This is a genomic window from Streptomyces hilarionis (assembly GCF_024539675.1).
GTDB classification, from domain to species: Bacteria; Actinomycetota; Actinomycetes; order Streptomycetales; family Streptomycetaceae; genus Streptomyces; species Streptomyces hilarionis.
Window position 1 is genome coordinate 1 of the sequence record NZ_JAHHIT010000293.1, and the last position, 4,679, is coordinate 4,679.

Consider the following 4,679-nt stretch of genomic DNA (forward strand, 5'->3'; position numbering starts at 1 on the left):
TCGTGGGCTCGGAATGTGTATAAGAGACAGCGTCAACCCGACGCCCCGGAACTCACCCCGGCCGCCCGCCGGAATCCGGGCTCCCGGCCCCCTGCCGCACCCCTGATGAGTGAACTTCCACGGCCCCCGACACGGGCGCGCCGCCGGCTTGCCGCCGCCGACCGGAACCCCGTACAAGATCCACAACGGCAAGTTACCGCCCGGTACCACCGGGCCCGTCGAACGGGGAACCCATGGACAAGGTCATGACGAGGACGCAGCCCCACCCCGGCTCCCGCCTGCCCGGCGCCCGCCCGGGCGCTCGCCCCGGGGGCGCCCGGCCGCCCGGCCGTCGTGACACCCGCCGTCCCGCCGGCGCGCCCCCGCGCACCCCCGACGGCGGCGCCCCGCGGACCGCTCCCGCCGGCGGGAGGCCGCCGGGCGCGTCCGGCGCCGGCGCCTCCACTCGCCCCGCCGACAGCCGCCCGGCGACCACCCGGGCCCCGGGCGGCCCGCTCCCCCAGCCGCGCCCCACCGACCTCTTCGCCGACCGGCTCCTCGCCGTCCTGAGCGGCCGGCGCCCCGTTCACTTCATGCTGCGCCACACCCTCGGCGCCGCCTACGACGACCTGGCGCACCTCGCCGAGCGCGGCCCCCTGCGCACCGCCCACGGCGCGCAGCCCGTCGTCCGCGACATCGGCTACTTCGTGCCCCGCCCCGGCGCCATCGAGGCCTTCGCCCGGATCGGCGCAGGCGACCGCGTGCGCGCCATGGCCTTCCGCCTGGAACTCGGCAGGGACCGCCGCTGGCGCTGCACCGCGGTCGAACTCGACGGCCACCGCCGCCCGCCCGCCCAGGACGACTGAGGAAGGACGACCGAGGGCGACGACCGAGGGCGACCGAGGGCGACTGAGGAAGAAGCGACGGCACGCGGGGACGACGGCACGCGAAAGGGCCGGGCCACCCCAGGTGACCCGGCCCCACATGTCGCTGAGCGACGCCTCGCGGCTACTTCTTGCGGCGCCGTCCGGCCTTCGCCTGCTTGCGACGCTCCGCGCGCGTGAGACCGTCGGCCTCGGAACGCACCGGCTCCTCGTCGTCCTCGAAGTCGCCCTCGATCGTGCCGCCCTCGCCGTCCACCGTCGGCGCCGAGAAGTGCAGCTGACGACGCTGCGGAGCGTCCAGGCCCTTCGCCCGGATCTCCGGACGCGAGCCCGCCTGCGCCGGCACCACGTCGTGCTTGTCCATGTCGACCGGCTCGGCGTCCTGGACCGGGACCTCCTCGACCTGCTGCTCCACCTGGACCTCCAGGTTGAACAGGTAGCCGACGGACTCCTCCTTGATGCCGTCCATCATCGCGGAGAACATGTCGAAGCCCTCACGCTGGTACTCCACCAGCGGGTCCTTCTGCGCCATCGCGCGCAGACCGATGCCCTCCTGGAGGTAGTCCATCTCGTACAGGTGCTCGCGCCACTTGCGGTCCAGCACCGACAGCACGACCCGGCGCTCCAGCTCACGCATGATCTCCGAGCCGAGCTGCGTCTCCCGCGACTCGTACTGCTCGCGGATGTCGTCCTTGATGGACTCGGAGATGAACTCGGCCGTCAGCCCCGCCCGGTCGCCGGCCGCCTCCTCCAGCTCCTCCACGGTGACCTTCACCGGGTACAGCTGCTTGAAGGCACCCCACAGCCGGTCCAGGTCCCAGTCCTCGGGGAAGCCCTCGGCGGTCTCCGCGCCGACGTACGCGTCGATCGTGTCGTCCATGAAGTGGTGGATCTGCTCCTGGAGGTCCTCACCCTCCAGGACGCGGCGACGCTCGCCGTAGATGACCTCGCGCTGCCGGTTGAGGACCTCGTCGTACTTCAGGACGTTCTTACGCGTCTCGAAGTTCTGCTGCTCCACCTGCGACTGCGCGGACGCGATCGCCCGCGTGACCATCTTGTTCTCGATCGGCACGTCGTCCGGCACGTTCGCCATCGACATCACGCGCTCGACCATCTGCGCCTTGAACAGCCGCATCAGGTCGTCGCCCAGCGACAGGTAGAACCGCGACTCGCCCGGGTCGCCCTGACGGCCGGAACGACCGCGCAGCTGGTTGTCGATACGCCGGGACTCGTGCCGCTCGGTGCCGAGGACGTAGAGCCCGCCGAGCTCCTTGACCTCCTCGAACTCCGCCTTGACCGCACGCTCGGCCTTCTCCAGGGCGGCGGGCAGCGCCTGCGCCCACTCCTCGATGTGCTCCTCCGGGTCCAGACCCCGCTGGCGCAGCTCCGCCTCGGCGAGGTCGTCCGGGTTGCCACCGAGCTTGATGTCCGTACCACGGCCGGCCATGTTGGTCGCGACCGTCACGGCGCCCTTGCGGCCCGCCTGCGCGACGATCGACGCCTCACGCTCGTGGTGCTTGGCGTTCAGCACCTCGTGCTGGATGCCCCGCTTGGACAACTGCTGCGACAGGTACTCGGACTTCTCGACCGACGTCGTGCCGACGAGGATCGGCTGGCCCTTCTCGTGCTTCTCGGCGATGTCGTCGACGACCGCCTCGAACTTCGCGACCTCGGTGCGGTAGATCAGGTCCGACTGGTCCTTGCGCACCATCGGCCGGTTCGTCGGGATCGGCACCACGCCGAGCTTGTAGATCTGGTGGAACTCGGCGGCCTCGGTCATCGCCGTACCGGTCATGCCGCAGAGGCCGGGCTGCTCCTTGCCGTCATGGTCGTGGCGCTTGTAGAGGCGGAAGAAGTTCTGCAGGGTGATCGTGGCGAGCGTCTGGTTCTCGTCCTTGATGTCCACCCCTTCCTTCGCCTCGATCGCCTGGTGCATGCCCTCGTTGTAACGGCGGCCCGCGAGGATACGACCCGTGTGCTCGTCGACGATCATGACCTCGCCGTCCAGGACGACGTAGTCCTTGTCCTTCTTGAAGAGCTCCTTCGCCTTGATGGCGTTGTTCAGGTAGCCCACCAGAGGGGTGTTCACCGACTCGTAGAGGTTGTCGATGCCCAGCCAGTCCTCGACCTTGCCGACACCCGCCTCGTGAATGGCGACCGTGCGCTTCTTCTCGTCGACCTCGTAGTCGCCGGTCTCCTCGATGCCCTTGAGCGGGTTGCCGGCCTCGCCCTTCTTCAGGCGCGTCACCAGCTTGGCGAAGTCGCCGTACCACTTCGTGGCCTGGTCCGCCGGACCCGAGATGATCAGCGGCGTACGCGCCTCGTCGACCAGGATCGAGTCCACCTCGTCGACGATGGCGAAGTTGTGGCCGCGCTGCACCAGCTCGTCCTGCGCCCACGCCATGTTGTCGCGCAGGTAGTCGAAGCCGAACTCGTTGTTCGTGCCGTACGTGATGTCGCACGCGTACTGCTCACGACGCTGGGCCGGCGTCATGTTGGCCAGGATGCAGCCGACTTCCAGACCCAGGAACTTGTGGACGCGCCCCATCATCTCGGAGTCGCGCTCGGCCAGGTAGTCGTTGACCGTGATCAGGTGCACGCCCTTGCCGGACAGCGCGTTCAGATACGCGGGCAACGTGCCGACGAGCGTCTTGCCCTCACCGGTCTTCATCTCGGCCACATAGCCGAGGTGCAGCGCGGCGCCACCCATGATCTGCACGTCGTAGTGACGCTGGCCGAGGACGCGCTTCGCGGCCTCGCGCACGGTGGCGAACGCCTCGGGCAGCAGGTCGTCCAGGGTCTCGCCATCGGCGTACCGCTGCTTGTACTCCTCGGTGAGGGCCCGCAGCTCGGCGTCGGAGAGGTCGACGAAGTCCTCTTCGATGGAGTTGACCTGGTCCGCGATGCGGTGCAGCTTGCGCAGGATCTTGCCTTCGCCTGCACGCATGATCTTCGAGAGGACGGACACGGGGGTTGGTCTCCTTGCCGGTCGGGCCTGGGACGGTCGGTTTCCTTTGACTTACTGAGCAACGGCCATCGTATGCGAGGACCCCACCACGCCGGGAGGCCTGCCGGACGAGGACCGCACACTGCTGCGCACCTGCTCCTGAAATCTTCTTCACAGGGGACAACGGCCGGACGCCGCCGATGGTGCCGCCCGCGCCGGACGAATTGCGCGAATCGTGATCACCCGCTCACGCACCGGCAGAAACTGGCGTCCGGCACGCCCCCCGAGCAGAATCGCCCGATGGAGCCCGAGCCCCTCACCCTCACCAGCCCCCGCCTGGTCCTGCGCCCCCTCGACCCGCGCGACACCGACGCGGTGTACACCGCGGCCCAGGACCCCGACATCCAGCGCTGGACCACGATCCCCTCCCCCTACCTGCGCGAGCACGCCCGCAGCTTCATCGAACTGCTCGCCCCCGAGGGCTGGGCCACCGGCTCCATGTTCACCTTCGGCGTCTTCCTCCCCGACGGACCCCTCACCGGCGTCCTCAGCCTCACCATGCGCGCCCCGGGCACCGCCGAGGTCGGCTTCTGGACCGCCAGGGAACACCGCGGCCACGGCTACACCACCGAAGCCACCCTCACCGCCGCCCGCTGGGCGTTCACCGGCCTCGGCGTCGACCGCGTCGAATGGCGCGCCGAAGTCGGCAACGAGGCCTCCCTCGCCGTCGCCGAGAAAGCCGGCTTCACCCCGGAGGGCGTCATGCGCTCCGCCATCGCCAACAAAGGCACACGACGGGACTGCCGCCTCGCCGCCCTGCTCCCGTCCGACCTCGGACTGCCGTCCACCGCCCCCTACCTCCCCACGCC

At 69.8% G+C, this 4,679-nt stretch carries 3 protein-coding genes; 2 read left to right on the forward strand and 1 reads right to left on the reverse strand.

Annotation, left to right across the window (positions count from 1 at the left end; translation table 11 throughout):
* The first annotated feature begins 233 nt into the window (after positions 1 to 233).
* Positions 234 to 845, forward strand: a complete 612-nt coding sequence (locus KMS84_RS37860) for an Rv3235 family protein (protein WP_256921095.1) — start codon at positions 234 to 236, stop codon at positions 843 to 845.
* A 142-nt stretch (positions 846 to 987) separates the two neighbouring features.
* Here the strand turns inward: KMS84_RS37860 and secA are convergent, their stop codons facing one another.
* Positions 988 to 3,831: a preprotein translocase subunit SecA gene (gene secA, locus KMS84_RS37865; RefSeq protein WP_256921096.1), complete on the reverse strand. Its 2,844-nt coding sequence runs from the start codon at positions 3,829 to 3,831 to the stop codon at positions 988 to 990.
* A gap of 279 nt (positions 3,832 to 4,110) precedes the next feature.
* Between secA and KMS84_RS37870 the strand changes: the two genes are divergently transcribed.
* Positions 4,111 to 4,679: GNAT family N-acetyltransferase (locus KMS84_RS37870; protein ID WP_256921097.1), on the forward strand; the 569-nt coding region annotated here is incomplete at its 3' end.

Bases quoted from the DNA above. Each gene is read 5' to 3' on its own strand.
- KMS84_RS37860 (WP_256921095.1), top strand. From the start codon at position 234: ATGGACAAGGTCATGACGAGGACGCAGCCCCACCCCGGCTCCCGCCTG.